We start from the raw sequence: 18,871 nt of genomic DNA, 5'->3' as shown, positions 1-18,871 counted from the left end.
ACCCCGCGGTTGCCGCAGCGAGACCGTGGGGCCAGCGCCCGCGTCCTCGCAGACACGCGCCTCCCGGGGTCGAACGACCTGCCTCAGCCCCTCAGACGGTCGTGCCGCCGTAGTGCGCGGCGAGGCGCTCCAGGCCCTCCTCCATCGACACGGCGGGCTCCCACTGCAGCACTTCGCGGGTGCGGCGCTGGTCGAACCAGTGCGCGGTCGTCAGCTGCTCCGCGAGGAACCGGGTGAGCGGCGGTTCGCCGTCCCCGGCATCCTTGGCGGACTGGGGCAGGCGGGTCCAGACGGCCTCGACCGCGGATCCCGCGACCAGACCGACACCGGAGGGCACGCGCAGAGCCGGCGGCTCCGCCCCACCGGCCAGAGCCAGGCGGCCCAGCATCTCGCCGATCATGCGGGGCTGCCCGTTCGTGACGACGAGCGCCTCACCGTGCACACGCTCCAGAGCCGGCAGTGCCGCGACGATCGCATCGACCGCGTTGTCGACGTACAGCATGTCGACCAGCGCACCACCGTCACCGAGGACCGGCATCCGGCCCGCCCGCGCGCGATCGATTATCCGCTCCGTCAGCTGCGTGTCACCCGGCCCCCACATGAGGTGCGGGCGCAGCGCGAGCACACGGAAGTCGTCCGCATCCGCGTCGAGTGCGAGCAGTTCCCCCGCGGCCTTCGTCCGGGCGTAGTCGCCGCGGGCCAGGGCGGGGCTGGCCGGGCTCGCCCCGTCACCCATGAGCGCGGTCCCGGCGTGCGCCACGGACGGCGAGGAGATGTGCACCCAGCGGGTCACGCCCGCCTTCTTCGCCGCAGCGAGCAGAGTGCGTGTGCCCTCGATGTTGACGGCGTCGAAATCGGCAGGGTCACCCGCCATCGACACCTTCGCCGCCATGTGGACCACCGCGGTGACAGGAGGCAGTTCGCCATCGCCCGCGAGTGCGGCGGCCACCGAATCCGGGTCCGTCACCGACCCCTGGACGTCCCTGGCGCCCTCGACGCCGGAGGGGCGCCGCTGCAGCGTCGTCACCGTGTGGCCGGCCTCGACGAGTCTGCGCGCCACCGAGGATCCCAAGAGGCCCGAGGCCCCGGTCACCAGGACGTGCGCCTGCCCGTCGCGGACGCCCGCGTCCGCACCAGTGCTGGTCTCCCGGGCCGCCGTAGCCGCATCGGTATTCCTCGCTGATTCGTGAGTCTGGCTCGTCACGGTGTGCCCACCTTCCCACCGGCGAGCACGCGCTCCGCCCAGCGGGCCAGGCGCGGCCGGTCGATCTTCGAGTTGTGGCGGATGTCCGTGGGGAACGTCGTGGAGACGAGCACCGCGGCGACGTCCTCGCCGGTGCGCTCCGCGACGATCTCACGCACCATCGAGCTGAGGCTCAGCGGTGCCGGACCGTTCGCGACTTTCGCGGCGACGTCCGCCGTGGGCTCCACGACGATGACGAGCGCCTGCGTGCCTGCCGGTCCCACGCCCACCGCAGCGGAGCGGTAGACGTGGGGCAGGGTGTCGACGACGGCCTCGGGCCCGCCCGGACCCAGGGGCCCCGTGGGAGGGGTGATGAGGTGCTGGACGCGGCCCTCGAGCCACACCCGGCCCTCCCGGTCGATGTGCCCGATGTCGTTCGTGCGGTGCCACAGCAGCCCGTCGACCGTGTCACGCGCGGCTTCCCGGTCGGTCTTCCACAGCCGGTCGTAGCCCGCCTTCGAATGTGCTGCGTGGACGACGAACTCGCCCAGGATGCCGCGGGCGGCCTCCCCTTCGAGCAGAGTGTCCGACGGTTCCCCGTGGTCCCCGATCGGAGCCAGCGCGACGCGCACGCCGTCGACGGGCCGACCCACGCACACACCCAGGTCGCCGTCGCTGTTCGCCAGCGCGTCCGCGACCTCCACCCGTTCGATGTCTGTGAGCAGCAGCCCTTCGGTCATGCCGTAGGGGGAGCGGATCGCGGCGTTCGGGAAGAGTCCCGCGAGGTCGTCCATGAGCGCCAGTGGGACAGGGGCCCCTGCGGACAGGACGAGCGTGATGCGGGTGAAGGCATCCCGCTGCGCAGCCGTGAGATCGCCCGAGGTCGCGACGACATTGTGGTACGCCGCCGGCGACGCGAAGATCATCGTCGCCTCTCCGTCGACCACTGATTCCGCGAGTGCGGTCGCGGTGAGGGTGCGCGGTTTCGTCACCTCCATGTCCGGGGTGATCGACACGGTCGAGATGCCGGGGCCCAGCAGGGCGAACGGCGCGAAGCCGGCCACCAGCGAGGTGCCGGGGCGCACCTGGAAGAAGTCCCGCAGCACGCCCATGAGCGCGGCGAGCCGGGCATGCGTGTACCGCACGCCCTTCGCCGGCCCGGTCGAGCCGGAGGTGAAGAGGATCGCCGCGTCCGCATCCGGGTCGGGCAGCGGGACGCGGTCCGGTGAGACGACCGTGCCCGAGGCCGCGGCTGGCGTCCCGTCCGCCACGAGGTCCGCGATGCTCGTCTCCACGTTCAGGAGCCGCTTCTGCGCACCACCCAGCGCGTCGACGCTGATCCGGCGGCCCGGCCAGCCCGCGAGGCGCGACAGTGTGAGGCCAGGCACCGCGCCGATGATCCACTGCGGGTCCGCGGACTTCACCGCGCGGGTCATGCCCTGCGGCCCCAGCCCGGCGTCCGCGACGACGGCGATACCGCCGGCGCGCAGCACTGCGTAGAGGACGGTCGTGAGGTCGTTGCCCGGGGGCACCAGCATCGACACCCGGTCGCCCTGCTTGAGGCCTAGGTCGTGCAGGCCCTCCGCGATCGCGCGTACCCGGTCGTTCACCTCACGCCACGTGAGCTTCGCGACGGGGTCCTGCGACATGTCGACGCTGGCCAGAGCGCCGGAGGTGGCGTTCTCCTCGAGGGCCGTGAACATGTAGCGGGGGGAACCCGTCGCCGAGGCCGTGGCCGGCCCCGCAGGTACGGCGGCCGAGGAGGTGGTCGGGTCAGCAGGTGCGGCGGCTCCGGCTGTCGGCTCGCCGCCGGTGGCGGCCGGGGCCGTGCCGTCCGTGGTCGCCGGGTCGTTCGTCGGGATCGTGCCGCCGGGGAACTTCTGGTCGAGCCAGTCGAGGACCGTGCCGTGCATGTCCTCCTGCTCACTCAGCATGTGGCCGGACTTCTCGAAGCGGTGCACGTCCGCCTGCGGCAGACGCTGCCGCAGATCACGCAGGAACCGCTCGAGGAACACGGGGTCCTTGGGGCCCCACACGATGAGGGCGGGCTTCTCGAAGCCCGCGATGTCCTCGCCCAGCTGCTGCAGCTCCGAGTACGACGGGTGGGTGTCCGGGAACGGGATGTCCGCGACGAACCCGCCGATCCCGCCGCGCCGGGAGGCTGAGCGGTAGGGAGCGCGGTATCCGGCCTCGGCGGCGGGGGTGAGCTTGTCCTTCGCGAGCGACAGGGTCACGCGCAGGAACAGGTCCGTGTGGACCGTCGACATCGGCAGCATGGGTCCCGCCAGCGCGGTCTGCAGGGATGCGGGGAGGGAATCGCCCTCCGCGACGTGCACGGCCGTGTTGAGCGTGACCGCCGCGGCGACGCGATCCTGGTTCCGGGACGCCCACGTGAGTGATATGACCCCGCCCCAGTCGTGCCCGATCGTCACGACCGGGTGGGCGGGGGCGCCGGCTGTGGCCGAGGCGCCAACCGCGTCCGGGGTGCCGGTCGGCTGGGTGGCGGGTGCGGCCTCGGCGGTGGGGCCTTCCGCCAGCAGCGTCGTGACGACGGCGTCGAAGTCCGCGACTCGGTCCGCGATGCGGCGGATGCCGGGATCGGACGGCCGAGGTGCGCGGGCGTGGGGGAGACGCTCCGAGAAGCCCATGTCCAGATGGTCGACGGCGATGACGCGCCAGCCCCGGGTGAGCCCCTCCGCGGCCAGGTGACGCCACATGTAGGACCAGGTGGGGTTGCCGTGGGCCGCGACGATCGTGCCGACCGGCGCGGTGCCGGCCGCAGCCATGACCGGGCCCGTGTCGAGGACGTGGAAGGTGCGCGGACCGTCCAGCGTGTCGACGGTGACCAACCGCGACCACGCGGGGTCGAAGCCGTCCAACGTTGCGCCCACCGCCTCGTGCGGCAGCTGCGCGGGTGCGGCCGGGATGCCTGCACGGGCATCGGAGACGACCGCGCTGGGGAAGGGGCGGGGGTTCGGGAGGCCGGGCAGGCGGGGGTTCACGGGGTGCTCACCACTCGATCTCGGTGAGGGCGGCGTTGAGGCCGCTGCCCACACCCACCGTGAGGACGCGGTCGCCCTTCGACAGGGTCTCCGCCTCGCGGGCCAGGGTGATGGGCAGGGCCGCAGGCCCCACGTTGCCCAGGGTCGGGAAGGTCGTGGGGACGCGGTCGGCCGGCAGGCTCATCGCCTTGAGCAGGGCGTTCGTGTGGCTCGAGGACACCTGGTGGGTGACGTAGCTGGTCATGTCCCGCCAGTCCCAGCCGTCCTGCGCCGCCTCACCCCACGCGTCGACGACCAGGCCGATCCCGTTCTCCATGAGCGCGCGGGAATCCGTGTACATGCCGTCCCAGCCGCCCACGCACAGTTCGTGGTTCCACGTGGCCGCGCGGGTGACGCCGCCCTTGATGCGGTGGCCCTCCGGGTGGCGGTCCGCCGGGCCCAGCACTGCGGCGGCGGCGCCGGATCCCAGCGTCAGCGACGCGAACTCCTCGAGGTACTCTGCGCGGGTGATGCCGTCGCGGTGCAGGTGCTTCACCGTGTTCTTCCGCAGCTGCGACGTCTCCTCCGCCGCGACGACCAGCGCGTACTCGATCTGACCGGAGTCGATCATCGTCGCCGCCATCGTCATGCCGTTGACGAAGCCCAGGCACGCGTTCGTGATGTCGAAGTTCATGGCGTGGGTGCCCAGGCCCAGCTCGTTGTGGACGGACACCGCGACGGACGGCTCCATCGACTTCCGCGACACGGAGCCGTTGATCATGAGGCCGATCTGCTCACGCTCGATGCCGGCCTTCTCCAGTGCGGTGCGGCCGGCGTCGGCGCTGCCGGTGATGAATCCGTCCGGGGTGTCCCACTGCCGGCGGGCCTCCACGCCCGCCACGCGCTGGAACAGGCCGGTCGGCAGACCCAGCTCCTGGAGCACGTCGCCCAGTTCGCCGTCCAGTTCGTCGGAGGTGACCTCGACAGGGGCGACGGCTTCCGCGATCCCCAGGAGTGCGACGTTCTGGTGCCGGAAAGTCGTGTTGCCATTCATCTGGTTCATGCCGTTCAAGAGGGTCCGTTCCGTGTCTGTTCTGTCTGCGGTGCGCGGTCGTGAGCAGAGCGCGACGCGCTTCGTCGGTCCGGCCGGTAGTGGGGGCCGACGACTGCGGACGCATCCCGCGACGGTCAGTGAGACGGCCGACGAGGAATGTTCCCGAGGACTTCGACAGCGCTGGAGCGGGCACGCGCGGGGGAGCGTGAGCACCGTGGTGCACGTGCGTGGGCCGCTGGAGCATTGCAGGAGTCCGGATACATCTTAGTATCGAACCTCCGAACCGAAACCCAGGAGGCGCTCAGGTGTGACCGAGTCGCCTTTCCGGGGGCGGTGCCGGTCGGTGGCCGGCCCGGAATCACCCGTCGCCGAGGTCGTCCAGCAGTCCCAGCACCCGGTTCCACAGCAGGTCGGCCGACTCCTTCACGTAGTCCGGCTTCGTGGGGTCGGCGAAGAGGTGCTGGGCGCCCGGGTAGAGGAAGTGCTCCGTGCGGGCGCCGGCACGGGCCGCGGACTGGAGGAGCACCTCGGGCATGCCGGCGTCGATCCACGGGTCGTCGACCCCGTAGTGCATCTGGAGGGCGCAGGCGGTGGGCCAGTCGACGGGCTTCGCTTCGCCACCGGCGTGCAGGAGCAGCGCGGCCCGGGTGCGGGGGTCCTTCTTCCCCAGCCGCTGCGCCATCGCGGATCCCAGCGAGATCCCCGCCGCGACGAACGGGCCGTCGATGCCGTCGACGGCCTCATTCACGCGGTCGACGAGGGTGCGGAAACCCACCTCGTCGCGGTGCGCGACCCCTTCCTCCGCGGAGTCGAACGTGCGGCCGTCGTAGTAGTCGGGCGTCGTGACCGTGTGGCCGGCGTCGCGCAGGGTCTGCGCCATCGCATGGACCCCGTCGTCCAGGCCGACCGCGGAATGGAAGAAGACGATGTGGCTCATGCCACCATCCGACCACAGCCGACGGCGGAGGTCCAGGCGGGGTCTAGGCTCGGAGTGTGGAGATGGGGATCTACGCGATCGCGGTGATCGCCGTCGTGGTCGGGGCGACGCTGCAGCGGCTGTCCGGCACGGGGGTCGGCCTGGTCGTCGCGCCCTGCCTCGCCCTGGCGATGGGGCCGCAGCTGGGCGTGTTCGTCGCGAATTCGACGACGGTCTGCTCCGGGTTCCTCATCATGTTCGCCGTGCTCAAGGACGTCGACTGGAAGCGCTGGGGCCTGTTCGCGTCCGTGGGGGTGGTGGGTGCGCTTCCGGGCGCGCTCCTGGTGCGCGAGCTGTCCGCCGGGTGGCTCAACGTCGTCATCGGCTCCGTGGTGCTCGTCGCACTCGTCCTCACCTTCACCATGCCCCGCGTCCCCCACGTGACCGGCCGGGGACTGCCGGTGCTCACCGCAGCGGCGGGTGCGGTGGGAGGGTTCCTGAATACCGCCTCGGGCGTGGCGGCGCCGGCCATGGTCATGTACGGGCAGTTCGCGCGCTGGCCGCAGCGGAACTTCGCGGCGACGATGCAGCCCACCTTCATGATGTTCGGCCTCACCTCCGTGCTCGCGAAACTGTTCACCGGGGCGACGACCGTCGACCAGCTGCCGCCCGTGGGGCTCTTCGGGGCGATCATCGTGGCGGTCATCGCGGGCATCCGACTGGGCGGGCTGCTGTCCCGGCGCGTGAGCCCGGACCTGGCACGCCGCATCGCGATCGCGCTGGCCGGGGCGGGAGCGCTCAGCGCGCTGGTGCGAGGCCTCATCGCCCTGGTGGGGTGAGGGGCGCTCAGCTCACAGACGCCGTGGCGCCGATCAGGGCGAGGAAGGCCGTGAACATCGCGGCGACCGCGGCGAAGAGCACGACGTAGACGACGATGATCAGCACGAACTCGACGACGATGATGCCGACCGTCACCCAGATCGCCATCGACTTGTTCTGCTCGTAGCCGGCGAGCGGGCGCCCCTGGGCGTCCCGCATGCTGCCGGCCAGGACCAGGATGAGGTCGATGAGCGCCCAGATGCCGAAGCCCCCGCCCGTCAGGAGCTTGACGATCCCGAGCCCCGCATGGCCCAGGTAGAACCGGTCGACGCCCCAGCCGCCCAGGAAGAGGGACAGCAGCCAGGTCGTGACGAACGACTTGGGCGGTGTCGCATAGGGCGCGTACCCGTGACCCGCGGGGGCCATCGCATATGCGGAGGGTGCGGATCGGCTGTCGTAGGCGTGGGCGGCCTGGGCGCGCACGATCTGCGGGTGAGCGGCCGGACCGTACGTCGTCTGCGGACCGGAGGGCATCGTCCGCGTCGGCGCGGCGGCCGGCTGCGGGATGCGCTGCGACGACCCGCGCTGTGACGACGCGTGTTGCGACGACCCGTGCTGATGCGGTGCGCCGGGCCTGGCCCCGCCCTGCGACCCTCCCGACTGCGACCCACCGGCCGGCGACCCACCCGTCTGTGCGCCGTAGTGGACGGTGCCATGAGGGCCGGCGCCACGGCCGCTGGTGTACGGGCCGGAGCCGAAGGGCTGCTGCTGGCTCATGGGGACTCCCTGGAGGTGCGTGCGGGCCGGACGTGCGGTCTGGTTCGAGCGGAAACCGGACCCGGTGCGGATGAGACTGTGCTCCTATCGAACCACACCTCGCCGAGGCCGGGGCGGGCATTCTGTGCCAAGCCCGGAACACGGGGCCGGGTAATGTGAGCCGGGACTCGATCGTTCGTTCAGGCGTAGGCATCGGTCCTGCGCGCTCGACCCAAGGGAGAGACATGACAGACACCGCCGCCGGCACACCCGATTCCACCGCGTCGATGCAGCACGGCACCGTGCGTGTGGAGAGGTTCGGGGCCATCGCACACGTCGTGCTCGACCGCCCGGACTCGCTCAACTCGATCACCCCGGACATGTTCTACGACCTGCTGGAGGCCGGACAGCAGCTGTCGGCCGACACGAGCGTGAACGCCGTCGTCATGCGCGGAGAGGGCAGGGCCTTCTGCGCGGGGCTGGACATGGGCGAGTTCAAGCGCATCGTCGAAGGGACGATGGCCGGATCGCCGCTGGACATCCCCGGCGACGCCGAGGCGCTGGCACAGCAGGCCGTGGAGATCTGGTCGCAGGTGGCCGTCCCCGTCATCGCTGCGATCCACGGACCCGCCCTGGGAGGCGGGTTCCAGTTCGCGCTGGGAGCAGACATCCGCATCAGCACTGCCGACGCCAAGCTGTCCGCGATGGAGCTGGCGTGGGGCATCATCCCGGACATGATGGGCACCCAGCTGCTGCCGCGGCTCATCGGCCCGTCCAAGGCGAAGCGCCTCATCTTCACGGCGGACACGATCTCCGGTGAGCAGGGGCTCGCATGGGGGCTCGTCGACGAGCTGGCCGAGGACCCCGTCGCCACCGCCCACGCGCTCGCGGAGCAGATCGCGGACAAGTCGCGATCCGCTCTGGTGTGGGCGAAGAAGCTGGTCGACATGGCTGATTCCGCGACGATGCGCGAAGGGCTCGTGGCCGAGCAGCAGGCGCTGCGCGAACTCCGGGGCACGGAGGAGCAGAAGCTCGCCGTGCAGAAGCGGATGGAGCAGCTGGCGGCGCGGAAGGCGGCCAAGGGCCAGTCGTAAGAGTCAGATGCGGCGGGCGATGCGCGTGGGGACCAGCGCCTCGACGATGGGGCCCATGGCGTCGCCCAGCGCGGCCTTCTGCTCGTCGCTCAAGCCGTCGAAGACGTACTTCCGGACTGCTTCCACGTGTCCCGGGGCGGCGGCGACGACCCGATCGTGACCGGCGTCGGTGAGGATCGCCAGCGTGTAGCGGCCGTCCTCAGGGTCGGGTTCGCGGCGCAGCAGGTCCGCGTCCTCGAGCCGCGACACCACGCGCGACAGGTGGGAGAGCGTCATGTTCGTGACGGCCGCCAGCTCGCTGAGCCGCAGAGTGCGCTCCGGGCTCATGTCGATCTGGGAGAGCGAGTGGTACTCGACGAGGCTCAGCCCCGAATCCTCCCGCAGCTGAGCGTCCAGCCGGGTCGGCAGCCACACGGTCATCGTCCAGACGGACAGCCAGGTCGCCGATTCCTCCGGGGAGAGCCATCGGGCCTCGTCGTGGGTCTCGGCCTCCTCGGAGGTCTGGTCCCCGTCGGCGGTCTGGTCCCCACGGGAGGCCCGGGCCTCACTGGAGGTCTGGGCCTCGTCGCGATTCTCCATGTACCCGATGGTAGCAATCGCTTGACACGGAAAGTGGCGTCGGCAACGCTCATCTGGCGAGAGGGTCTGGGGCTCGGGTGTGCCGCGGCGTAGCGTGAGGGTGACCCCTCGGGGCGGATGAGGTGGCCCTCGGGGCAGGTGATCGGTGACTGAGAGGAGTGCGATCGTGGGGAAGAAGATTCTCGCGTCGTTCGGTGTGGACATCGACGCTGTGGGCGGCTGGCTGGGTTCCTATGGCGGCCAGGACTCGATCAATGACATCCAGCGGGGCATCTACGCGGGAGAGCTGGGTGTGCCCCGGCTGTTGAAGATGTTCCAGCGGGAAGGCATCAAGGCGACGTGGTTCACGCCCGGGCATTCGGCGGAGACGTTCCCGGACCAGTTGAAGATGATCGTCGATGCGGGCCACGAGGTGGGCGCGCACGGGTATTCGCACGAGAACCCGAAGGACATGACGGAGCAGCAGGAGCGTGACGTGCTGGAGCGTTCCGTCGAGGTGCTGTCGAAGGCGACGGGCACCGCTCCGCGCGGGTACGTGGCGCCGTGGTGGGAGATGTCGCCGCGTACCGCCGCCCTGCTGCAGGAGTTCGGCTTCGATTACGACCATTCCCAGTCGCACGCGGATTTCATCCCGTACTACGTGCGGTTGGGTGAGACGTGGACGAATATCGACTATTCGAAGGATGCGGCGGCGTGGATGAAGCCGCTGGAGTTCGGGGAGTCGATCGACATGGTCGAGATAGCGGCGAACTGGTATGTCGATGATCTGCCGCCCATGATGTTCATCAAGGCGAGTGCGAACTCGCACGGTTTCGTGAATCCGCGGGACATCGAGCAGCTGTGGAAGGACCAGTTCGATTGGGTGTACCGGGAGCTGGATTACGGGATCTTCCCGATCACGATCCACCCGGACGTGGCGGGCCGTCCGCAGGTGCTGCTCATGCTGGAGCGGCTCATCGAGTACATCGGTGGGCACGAGGGTGTGGAGTGGGTGACGATGGGTGAGATCGCGGACGACTTCCGTGCGCGCTACCCGTTCGACGGGGACGCGCGCCCACCCATGTACTGACCGCACAGCGCTGTACTGATGCTGTACTGACCACAGCGAACCGCTGTACTGACCGCAACACTGCAGTGATCACGGATCGCTGCGTGCGGCCCGCCGGGAGCGGGCCGCACGCAGCGGTGCCGTCTGCGAAGGAGGAGACGTGACGAACGAGTCGGGAGGCCGGGGTGCCCCGGTGGGGGAGGCGCCGGCGACCTCGGGCACGCGGGGCGAGGGGGCCTCGGGCGCGGGGATCGCCGTGGCCGACGGCACGGAGATCCTGCGGCTGGGGCCGCACACGGTGCAGCTGCGGCCGGAGAACGGTGGCAAGTACCCCTACGGGAACCCGCTGGTGGTGCGCGGTGCCGACCGCACGGCGATGCTCGACGCGTGCCTGCACACCTCGCCCGCCGACGCCGACCTGCTGCTGGTGAGCCACTACCACGAGGACCACACGGTGGACGCGGGCCTGTGCCCCGAGGTGTGGGTGCACGAACGCGACGCCGAGGCCGTCCGCACCGAGGCCGTCTTCGCCTCCGCGATGGAGATCCCCGACGACGAGATCGCGGGTCTGCGCGAGATGTTCCGCTGGTCGCCCGTGCCGGAAGCGCGGTCGTTCGCCGACGGGCACGTGTTCGACCTGGGCGGCGGCGTGCGGATCACCGCCCTCCACCTTCCCGGCCACACGCCCGGCCACTGCGGCTTCTTCATCGAGCCGGACAACGTGGTCTTCCTGGGCGACGTCGACCTGTCGTCGTTCGGGCCGCTCTACAGCGACGAGGAGTCGACCATCGCCGACTTCCGGGCGACGCTGGACCGCTGCGCACAGATCGAGGCCGAGGTGTACGCCGCCGCCCACCACAAGGGGCCCTACTGGGATCGGGCGGAGTACCTCGACGCGCTGAAGGTGTTCGCCGACGTCGTCGACCGGCGGGAGAACGCGGTCCTCGACCTGGTGCGTGACGGTGTGCGCACCGCCGCGGACATGGTGGGACGCGGCGTCGTCTACCGGCCGGGCAGGCGCCCCGAATTCGCGGACAGAGTCGAGCTCAGCACCTGCCAGAAGCACCTGGACGACCTCGTGGAGCGGGGCGTCCTCGTGGCGGAGACGGACGGCGGGTACGCGGTGGCGTGAACCGGCGCTGGGCGACACGCGTGCCCGGCCGTGAGTGCGGCTGTGGGTGCGGCCGGGGGTGCGGCCCGGGGGCTCTGGGCCTGCGGTCAGGTGCAGTTCTTGCCGTTCAAGCGCTCACGCGAGCTGCTGCACGCGCTGCCTGGACAAGCCGAGAACCGCAGCCGCATCGACTTGCGACACATTGTCAGCGAGAAGTGCACGGACGGCCTGGCGCCTCAGCTTCGCGGCTTCAGCGAGTTCTGCACGGCCGCGTGCCTCACGCTGTTCAGCGATGCGCTGGGCGGTGGTGATCTCCTCTGGGAGGGCGAAGTCCACCGTCACCTCGAATTCCTCAGGCGAGGCGTCCATCCAGAGTGCGGCGAGTCGCCGGGCTTCGTCTGCGACTTTGGCTGCTGACCGGCACTGGCCGACGGGCATCATGAAAGCTCCGCTCCCGCTGGACGCCGGTGCCCCCAGTTCGGGAATCTCGAAGGTCCACCACGTGCCCTCGCGGTACGCCTTCACAGTGATCTCGCGTTTCGTCACGTCCACTCCTCTGGAATGTTCGGCAGGAGAACCTGCAGTTCTGGAATGTTCGGCAGGAGAACCTGCAGTTGGCGAAGGACACCGGGGCTCACTTCACCGTGTCCGGCCGGAAGGCTGAGGCGGTCACCTGTGGTGGGGTCGCCCCAGAGCTCGTGCGACCCCTTGCCGGTGCGCAGCAATTCCCAACTCTGCGACGTGAGGAAACGCTTCACGACCCTGGTCTTCTACGGTTTCATCAGTGTACGCCACCCCCTCTGGCTGGATAGGTGCTAGTGCCACTGGCAGGCATGTTCCAGGGTGGCGTGCCGCTTTCGCGGGGCCGCCGGATGAGAGGGCAGTTCTGGCGGGTCTCCGCGAGGACGGCGACCCGCCAGCCCGGACCGTCATGAGTGAGTGGTGTCATGCGCTTCAGGGTCGGCCGCGGGTGCGGCGGTTGCAAGAACCTGTGGACGGAGCGGGATGTGCGCACGACGCTGTGACCTGAGGTGGTGCCGCGTTCGGGAGGTCTTGTGACCTCTACATGACGTGAGCGGCGGCTGCGGCAGCTACTTCCCTCGTGTCCGGCCGTGAGTGCGGCCGCGACCGTAGGAGTCCGGAAGTCAGTGGATACCCGGCACCTTGGGGCGGATCGACTCGATGGTGCGGTTGCCGTTCGTCGCATGCCCGAGGATCGCGCCAAGGGAGCCCAGCGCCTGCAGCTCCATGAGCAGCGCGAGCGTGGGGCGCATGAGGCGGTAGCGACCCTCCGCCTCGCCGGTCAGCAGCTCGTCGACACCCAGCCATTCGGAGTTCGTCGCCTCCGTCGTCTGATGGGTGAGGTCCTCCAGCTCCGCGCCCTCGGCGACGAAGAAGTACGTGTCGAAGCGCTTCGACCGGCCGGGAGGGGTCACGAGGTTGGCCCAGGGGTGCATGTGCCCCGGATCCAGCCGCTGCCCGGTCTCCTCCTCCACCTCGCGGATCGCGCAGGCCAGGAGCGTGCGCACTCCCTGCGCGGCCTCCTCCGGCGTCGCCTCCGCAGGCTCCGGCTGCGCATCCGGGTCCGCCAGGCTGCGGCCCAGGCCCACCGTGACCGCGTCCGTCTGCTTCCAGGCGTCCAGGTGGCGCCCGAGGTCGTCGTCACCGATCGGCAGACCGTCGGACTTGGCGACGTCCTCGAGGTCCACGCGGCCGCCCGGGAACACGACGACGCCCGCGGCGAAGTCCATCGTCTTCACGCGGTGCTGCACGAAGACCTCGAGGCCGTCCGCCTCCCGCAGGATGATCACGCTCGTCGCCGGGCGTACCGGAACCCTCTTCGCGTAGTCCAGCAGTGCGCCGGTGGAGGAATGGGTCGGCCGGCCCTGAGCGTCCTTCCCGTTCGACGCCGCACGCTTGAGCGCCTCGTGATCCGCCTTCCCCGACAGGTCCGCGCGGTCGTCACCGTTGACGAGCCCCGCGAGGTCGAAGGACGGCGCGACCTGGGATACGGCTGTCGCCCGGGAGCCGCTGGCCTCGGAGCCGGCGTCCTGCGATGCGGTGGGCGCCTCGGATTCGGAACTCATGGATTCTCCTCGATTCGTCTGGCCCGCTGCGATGGGGGCTTCTTCCCCGATGGTAGCCCCGTCATGCCGGACGTTCGATCAGTTGCCCGGAAGCGCTGACAAACGCGCCCCGCGACGATACACTGTTGCAGAAATGGTCTGGAGTAAGTCTCCATTCGTAACGCAGTTGCAAGAATTGAGTCGAGAGAAGGAGAACGCAATGGTGCGCGTCATCAACGGTGTGGCAGAGCTCGAGCAGCTCGTCGGGCAGGAGCTGGGGGCCAGCGAATGGCTCCAGGTCGACCAGGACCGCGTGAACCTGTTCGCGGACGCGACGGGTGACCACCAGTGGATCCACATCGACGAGGAGAAGGCGAAGGCCGGACCGTTCGGCGCGACGATCGCGCACGGCTTCCTCACGCTGAGTCTCCTCCCGCTGCTGGGTTCGCAGGTCACCGACATCACCGGCATGAAGATGAAGATCAACTACGGCCTCAACAAGGTGCGTTTCCCCAACCCGGTGAAGGTGGGCTCGAAGGTCCGCGACGTCGTGACCCTCAAGGAGGTCACGCGGAAGGACTCCGGCGTGCAGGTGGTCATGAACCACGTCCTCGAGATCGAGGGTGAGGACCGCCCCGCTGCGATCGCTGAAGCCGTCTCCCTCATGGTCGAAGAGGACTGAGCGGCCCGCACATGGCAGAGAGCAACCCCTACCCCATGACAGACGGCGTCGACGACGAGACGCTGCAGGAGATCCTCGCGACCGTCCGCGCCTACGTGCGCGAGAAGGTCGTCCCGCGCGAACTCGAGATCGAGGAGACGGACGAGATCCCCCAGGAGATCCGTGACGAATCCGCAGAGATGGGCCTGTTCGGATGGGCCATCCCCGAGGAGTTCGGCGGACTGGGCCTCAACGCCCGCCAGGACGCGCTGCTGGCCTTCGAGCTGGGCTACACCACCCCGTCCTACCGGTCGCTGTTCGGCACGAACAACGGGATCGCCGGCCAGGTGCTGGTGAACTACGGCACGGACGAGCAGAAGCAGGAATGGCTGCCGAAGATCGCCTCCGGCGAAGCCATCGCATCCTTCGCGCTCACGGAGGCTGACGCAGGTTCCGACCCGTCCGGTCTCACGACCAAGGCGGTGAAGGACGGCGACGACTACATCATCAACGGCTCGAAGCGGTTCATCACGAACGCCGCGATGTCGGACGTGCTCATGGTCTTCGCGCGCACGGACCCGAACGCAACCGGGTCGAAGGGCATCTCCGTGTTCCTCGTCCCCACGGCGTCCGAAGGCGTCACGGTGGGCCCGCGCGACAAGAAGATGGGTCAGGCGGGTGCGTGGACCTCGGAGATCTTCTTCGACGACGTGCGCGTCCCCTCCGCCTACCTGGTGGGCGGCGAGGAGGAGGTCGGCTTCCGCGCGGCCATGGCCTCGCTCAACAAGGGCCGGCTGCACATCGGCGCGATCTGCGTCGGCCAGGCCACCCGGATCCTCGACGACACGATCGAGCACGCGAAGAACGCACAGCAGGGCGGACGTCCGATCGCGGACTTCCAGCTGGTGCAGGCTATGCTCGCGGACTGCTACACGGAGCTGCAGGCAGCACGCTCGCTCGTGCTGGACTCCGCTCAGCGGTGGGACGACGGCACCGATCGCAAGCTGGGCCCGTCGTCGTCGAAGCTCTACGCGTCGGAGATGCTGGGCCGTGTCGCGGATCGCGGCGTGCAGGTGCACGGCGGCATGGGCTACATGCGGGAGACGAGCGTCGAGCGCTTCTACCGCCACGCCCGCCTCTTCCGGATCTACGAGGGCACCTCGGAGATCCAGCGGCTCGTCATCGCCCGTCAGCTCATCAAGGGCGCACACAAGTAGACGTGGTCGACCCGGTCCCCGGTGGGAAGGCTCCTGCCGGGGACCCGTCGATCCGACGCCGTGAGGCCCACGTGCCTCCCGGACCCCCTGAAGCTTGCACACTTTGAAGCACTCTCTCTGAAGGAGACACCACATGGCACTTCTCGAAGGCCGCACCGCCGTCGTCACCGGAGCAGCTCAGGGCCTGGGCTACGCGATCGCCCAGGCGTTCGTCGCCGAAGGCGCCAACGTCGTCCTGGGCGATCTCAACGAGGAAGCGGTCGTCGAGGCCGCCAGGCAGCTGGGCGTGGGCGACCGTGCCGTCGGCATGGGCTGCAACGTCGTCGAGCTCGAGCAGGTCGACGCGCTGGCGAGGAAGGCCGTCGAGGTCTTCGGCAGCCTGGACGTCATGGTCAACAACGCCGGCATCACCCGCGACGCCACGATGCGCAAGATGACGGAGGAGCAGTTCGACCAGGTCATCGCCGTCCACCTGCGGGGGACCTGGAACGGCCTCAAGACCGCGTCCGGCATCATGCGTGAGCAGGAGGGCGGCGGCTCGATCATCAACGTGTCGTCGATCTCCGGCAAGGTCGGCATGCTCGGCCAGACGAACTACTCCGCCGCGAAGGCCGGCATCGTCGGCATGACGAAGGCGGCGGCGAAGGAAGTGGGCTTCAAGAACGTCCGCGTCAACGCGATCCAGCCCGGCTTCATCAACACCGCGATGACGGCGGCGATGCGTCAGGACGTCATCGACTCGAAGCTCGCGGAGATCCCGATGGGCCGCGCGGGCGAACCGTCCGAGGTCGCCTCCGTCGTGCTGTTCCTCGCCTCCGACATGTCGTCGTACATGACCGGCACCGTCCAGGAGATCGCAGGCGGTCGCCACCTCTGATCGGCTGATCGCGGTGCGGGCGACCCGACGCCAGGAATGGCACGCTGCAGGGCGGCGTTCCTCTCACACGAGGCCCGTTCCGCAACCCTGGAGGATGAGCACAGTGGCCGACAGCATCGACCAGCCGGACCCCGCCGACCGCATCGCGACGGTCATGACGCGTCGCGCGCGCACGGACTTCCTTCTGCCGGAACAGCAGGCATCGGCCGCGGAGGACCGCCCGCTGTCGATCGGCCATGGGCAGACGAACTCCCAGCCGGCGACTGTGGCGGCGATGCTGCGGCTGCTCGAGGTGCGGCCGGGGGATCGGGTGCTCGACGTGGGTTCGGGTTCCGGCTGGACGACTGCGATCCTGGGCGACCTCGTCGGTTCCGCCGGTGAGGTGGACGGCGTGGAGCGTGTCGAGGCACTGGTGAGCCGTTCACGCGCGGCACTGTCCGCACAGATGTGGGAAGGCATGCCCATGACGTGGGCGTCGATCCACGTCGCGGATCCGGCCGTGCTGGGCCTGCCGGACCGCGCGCCCTTCGGCAGGATCCTCGTGTCCGCCGAAGCTGCCGAGGTCCCGGTCACCCTCATCGATCAGCTCACCCCGGACGGCATCATGGTCATCCCGGTGCGAGGCGAGATGCTGCGCATCATCCGCACGGGCCCGGACAGGAGCGACCACACCACCACGCGACACGGCTCGTTCCGCTTCGTCCCCCTCATCGAAGGATGACAGTGCCTGTCGGCACCGCCCGGCTCACCGCGCTGCCCGGTCGACCGTGCTGCCCGGCTGACCGCTCAGACCGGCGGTTGGCCACACCGACCGTCAGGTGACCGCGCGCCCCCGCCGACGGTGGGGTGGCGCTTACCGATAGGCTTTCGACCAACGGTGCAGGTGGTCGCGGCTGTCATTCGGGGGAGGAGGCTGCGAGATGGACCCCAGTGGCATTCTTCCGTGGATCCAGAACCAGTTTCCTGGCTGGGTCGCGATCACGCTCTTCGTCATCGACGCCCTGGTGCGCATCATCGCATTGGGGACCATCCCGTACAGGCGGAAGCCTGCGGCCGCGCTGGGCTGGCTCATCCTCATCTTCATGATCCCGTTCCTGGGGATCCTCGTCTTCCTCTTCATCGGGTCGCCCAAGCTGCCGCAGCGCAGGCGGGAGAAGCAGCACGAGATCAACCAGCGGGTGAAGACGGCGACGGGGAACCAGGCGATCATCGGCCGGTCCGATCACCTGGTGCTCCCGCTCAGCACTGCGGCGCAGCTGAACTACGAGCTGGGTGCGCTGCCGATGGTGCACGGCAATTCCTTCGAGCTCATCACCGATTCCGTCTACTGCATCGACGAGATGACGGAAGAGGTGAATCGGGCGCAGACGTACGTCCACTTCGAGTTCTACATCGTGGCGCTCGACGACACGACCCGGCCGCTGTTCGATGCACTCATCGCAGCGCACAAGCGGGGTGTCGCCGTGAGGATCCTCATCGATCACGTCGGGTCGATCGGCTATCCCGGATACCGGTCGCTCGTGAAGCTGCTGGACTCGTCGGGGCTCATGTGGCGGCGCAGCCTGCCGATCAGGCCCTGGCGCGGCGAGTACCAGCGGGTGGATCTGCGCAATCACCGGAAGATCCTCGTCGTCGATGGGACGGTCGCCTTCACCGGGTCGCAGAACATCATCCACCCGTCCTACAACAAGAAGGCGAACCTGCGGCGGGGGCTCATGTGGAAGGACCTCATGGTCCGCTGCACGGGTCCTGTGGTGGACGAGCTCGATGCGGTGTTCGCCTCCGACTGGTATTCGGAGACCGATGACGCGCTGTTCGGCGAGTTCGATGAGGAGTTGGATGCGCCGCCGGAGTCGACGGGGATCATGGCCCAGGTCGTGCCGTCAGGTCCGGGGTTCGACCAGGAGAACAATCTGCAGCTCTTCACACACCTCATCTACAACGCGAACCGGGAAGTGGTGATCTCCTCCCCGTACTTCGTGCCGGACACCGCCCTGCTGACGGCGTTGAAGACGGAGTCCCAGTCCGGGGTGGACGTCCGCCTGTACGTGGGTGCGACGAACGACCACTGGGTGGCGGGGAAGGCGCAGGAGTCCTACTACGACGAACTCGTCGAGGCGGGTGTGACGATCTACCAGTACCACTCGCCCACGGTGCTGCACGCGAAGTTCATCCTTGTCGACGACGAGGTGACGGTCATCGGGTCGTCGAACATGGATGAGCGGTCGTTCTCGATGAACCACGAGGTCACCCTCTTCATCGTCGACGAGGAGTTCACGCAGCGCATGTACGCGCTGGAGCGCGAGGACTTCCAGGTGTGGTCCGTCCCGCTCGACGCGGAGAAGTGGGGAAATCGCTCGTGGATGCGGAAGTATGCGGAGAACGTCTGCAGGTTGGGCTCGGCGCTCCTCTGAGCCGTCGCCGAGGCCCCACAGCCTCCCAGCCGCACCGTCGCAACCCGAGACACACCGGAGGCGCGCACCCCGCTCGGGTGCGCGCCTCCGGTCGT

At 69.3% G+C, this 18,871-nt stretch carries 18 protein-coding genes; 9 read left to right on the top strand and 9 right to left on the bottom strand.

Features of this window, described 5'->3' with window-relative positions; genetic code table 11:
- Positions 1-91: 91 nt before the first annotated feature.
- The 4 genes from JFC09_RS00290 to JFC09_RS00275 form a co-directional block, all read right to left on the bottom strand.
- Entirely contained in the window at positions 92-1,096 is a 1,005-nt protein-coding gene (locus tag JFC09_RS00290) for an NAD-dependent epimerase/dehydratase family protein (RefSeq protein ID WP_232483057.1), read from the bottom strand.
- Positions 1,097-1,200: 104 nt separating this feature from the next.
- Positions 1,201-4,185, bottom strand: a complete 2,985-nt coding sequence (locus JFC09_RS00285) for an alpha/beta fold hydrolase (protein WP_332839593.1) — start codon at positions 4,183-4,185, stop codon at positions 1,201-1,203.
- A gap of 7 nt (positions 4,186-4,192) precedes the next feature.
- The gene (locus JFC09_RS00280; protein ID WP_198392729.1) at positions 4,193-5,218 is read right to left on the bottom strand and encodes a 3-oxoacyl-ACP synthase III; all 1,026 of its coding nucleotides are present in this window, start codon (positions 5,216-5,218) and stop codon (positions 4,193-4,195) included.
- Between the two features lie 358 nt (positions 5,219-5,576).
- Entirely contained in the window at positions 5,577-6,155 is a 579-nt protein-coding gene (locus tag JFC09_RS00275; RefSeq protein ID WP_198391995.1) for a dienelactone hydrolase family protein, read from the bottom strand.
- A 62-nt stretch (positions 6,156-6,217) separates the two neighbouring features.
- On the opposite strand from JFC09_RS00275, the gene JFC09_RS00270 reads away from it, so the two are divergent.
- Positions 6,218-6,973, top strand: coding sequence for a sulfite exporter TauE/SafE family protein (locus JFC09_RS00270; protein WP_198392728.1), 756 nt, complete (start codon positions 6,218-6,220; stop codon positions 6,971-6,973).
- A gap of 7 nt (positions 6,974-6,980) precedes the next feature.
- On the opposite strand, the gene JFC09_RS00265 is transcribed toward JFC09_RS00270, so the two are convergent.
- Positions 6,981-7,730, bottom strand: a complete 750-nt coding sequence (locus JFC09_RS00265) for a TM2 domain-containing protein (protein ID WP_232482990.1) — start codon at positions 7,728-7,730, stop codon at positions 6,981-6,983.
- A gap of 224 nt (positions 7,731-7,954) precedes the next feature.
- On the opposite strand from JFC09_RS00265, the gene JFC09_RS00260 reads away from it, so the two are divergent.
- Positions 7,955-8,803: an enoyl-CoA hydratase-related protein gene (locus JFC09_RS00260; protein WP_198391994.1), complete on the top strand. Its 849-nt coding sequence runs from the start codon at positions 7,955-7,957 to the stop codon at positions 8,801-8,803.
- Between the two features lie 3 nt (positions 8,804-8,806).
- Here the strand turns inward: JFC09_RS00260 and JFC09_RS00255 are convergent, their stop codons facing one another.
- Positions 8,807-9,382 (bottom strand): MarR family winged helix-turn-helix transcriptional regulator, encoded by a 576-nt coding sequence (locus tag JFC09_RS00255; RefSeq protein WP_198391993.1) that lies wholly within the window; start codon positions 9,380-9,382, stop codon positions 8,807-8,809.
- 166 nt (positions 9,383-9,548) lie between these two features.
- Here JFC09_RS00255 and JFC09_RS00250 point away from each other — a divergent pair, with 166 nt between their 5' ends.
- Positions 9,549-10,451 (top strand): polysaccharide deacetylase family protein, encoded by a 903-nt coding sequence (locus tag JFC09_RS00250; protein WP_198391992.1) that lies wholly within the window; start codon positions 9,549-9,551, stop codon positions 10,449-10,451.
- 139 nt (positions 10,452-10,590) lie between these two features.
- Positions 10,591-11,562 (top strand): MBL fold metallo-hydrolase, encoded by a 972-nt coding sequence (locus JFC09_RS00245; RefSeq protein ID WP_198391991.1) that lies wholly within the window; start codon positions 10,591-10,593, stop codon positions 11,560-11,562.
- 114 nt (positions 11,563-11,676) lie between these two features.
- On the opposite strand, the gene JFC09_RS00240 is transcribed toward JFC09_RS00245, so the two are convergent.
- The 3 genes from JFC09_RS00240 to JFC09_RS16200 all read right to left on the bottom strand — a co-directional run bounded on the left by JFC09_RS00240 (position 11,677) and on the right by JFC09_RS16200 (position 13,628).
- Entirely contained in the window at positions 11,677-12,087 is a 411-nt protein-coding gene (locus tag JFC09_RS00240; RefSeq protein WP_198391990.1) for a hypothetical protein, read from the bottom strand.
- A complete protein-coding gene (locus JFC09_RS00235) occupies positions 12,084-12,299 on the bottom strand; it encodes a type II toxin-antitoxin system HicA family toxin (RefSeq protein WP_198391989.1) in 216 nt (71 codons plus the stop codon). Before JFC09_RS00235 ends, JFC09_RS00240 begins: the two co-directional genes overlap by 4 nt.
- A gap of 387 nt (positions 12,300-12,686) precedes the next feature.
- Positions 12,687-13,628, bottom strand: coding sequence for an NUDIX hydrolase (locus JFC09_RS16200; RefSeq protein WP_232482989.1), 942 nt, complete (start codon positions 13,626-13,628; stop codon positions 12,687-12,689).
- A gap of 199 nt (positions 13,629-13,827) precedes the next feature.
- On the opposite strand from JFC09_RS16200, the gene JFC09_RS00225 reads away from it, so the two are divergent.
- The 5 genes from JFC09_RS00225 to cls all read left to right on the top strand — a co-directional run bounded on the left by JFC09_RS00225 (position 13,828) and on the right by cls (position 18,776).
- Positions 13,828-14,289, top strand: coding sequence for a MaoC family dehydratase (locus tag JFC09_RS00225; RefSeq protein WP_198391988.1), 462 nt, complete (start codon positions 13,828-13,830; stop codon positions 14,287-14,289).
- A gap of 11 nt (positions 14,290-14,300) precedes the next feature.
- Complete coding sequence (locus JFC09_RS00220; protein WP_198391987.1) at positions 14,301-15,485, top strand: acyl-CoA dehydrogenase family protein; 1,185 nt, start codon at positions 14,301-14,303, stop codon at positions 15,483-15,485.
- Positions 15,486-15,618: 133 nt separating this feature from the next.
- A complete protein-coding gene (fabG, locus tag JFC09_RS00215; RefSeq protein WP_198391986.1) occupies positions 15,619-16,362 on the top strand; it encodes a 3-oxoacyl-ACP reductase FabG in 744 nt (247 codons plus the stop codon).
- Positions 16,363-16,465: 103 nt separating this feature from the next.
- Positions 16,466-17,083 (top strand): protein-L-isoaspartate O-methyltransferase family protein, encoded by a 618-nt coding sequence (locus JFC09_RS00210; protein ID WP_332839592.1) that lies wholly within the window; start codon positions 16,466-16,468, stop codon positions 17,081-17,083.
- A gap of 199 nt (positions 17,084-17,282) precedes the next feature.
- Positions 17,283-18,776, top strand: coding sequence for a cardiolipin synthase (gene cls / locus JFC09_RS00205; protein ID WP_198391984.1), 1,494 nt, complete (start codon positions 17,283-17,285; stop codon positions 18,774-18,776).
- The last annotated feature ends 95 nt before the right edge of the window (positions 18,777-18,871 follow it).

The sequence above is a fragment of the Brevibacterium yomogidense genome (assembly GCF_016107685.1).
Classification (GTDB): domain Bacteria; phylum Actinomycetota; class Actinomycetes; order Actinomycetales; family Brevibacteriaceae; genus Brevibacterium; species Brevibacterium yomogidense.
The sequence above is the reverse complement of the archived record's forward strand: the minus strand, read 5'-3'. Positions and strand labels throughout refer to the sequence as shown.